The 518-nt window shown below is 44.8% G+C and carries 1 protein-coding gene; it reads right to left on the bottom strand.

All coding sequences use genetic code 11. The annotated features are described in order from the left end of the window. A partial coding sequence (locus LKK83_RS10265) for a group II intron maturase-specific domain-containing protein (RefSeq protein WP_324631000.1) occupies window positions 1-518 on the bottom strand: 518 nt, incomplete at both ends.

Below are 518 nucleotides of genomic sequence, written 5' to 3'. Positions count from 1 at the left end.
ACGTGTCTGACAATTGGAGTCTCGGAGTGGTATCGCAATTTGATTGGGTTTGATTCCGCTCGTGTTGCAAATACCCAGTGCCGATTTCCTATTGCTTGCCAGTATTTTTTGGCCACCCACTTTGCTGTTTTGTTGGGGTGTCTTCGGTTTCCCCATCTGGCTAATTTCCAAAATAGTAAATTATCCATTTGAGAGAAGACTTCCTTAGACACTACTGTTGAGTAGTAGTTGCTCCATCCTCTGATGACCGGATTGAGGCTTCTTATTAACCCCTCTTGCGGTGCTGCGTTGTGGGAGTCTACTATCCCTTTCAGTTTCTTGTAATGGGTTTTGATGGCTTGATTGCTGGGTTTGATGAAGGTTTTGAAGCCTAGTGGATTACCGTGTGCGTTTTTCCCGGTTTTGTATTTTCCGACTCTATATTGCCGGATGTTAAATCCTAGGAAGTCGAACCCAGGGTTGTCACCCTCTAATGTGTGGGTGATGTGGGTTTTGGTATCCTTCAGTTCCAATCCTAT

The sequence above is a fragment of the Phormidium sp. CCY1219 genome (genome assembly GCF_035615515.1).
Taxonomy (GTDB): Bacteria; Cyanobacteriota; Cyanobacteriia; order Cyanobacteriales; family Laspinemataceae; genus CCY1219.
Note: the sequence above shows the minus strand (reverse complement) of the source record. Positions and strands in the feature narration are given on the sequence as shown.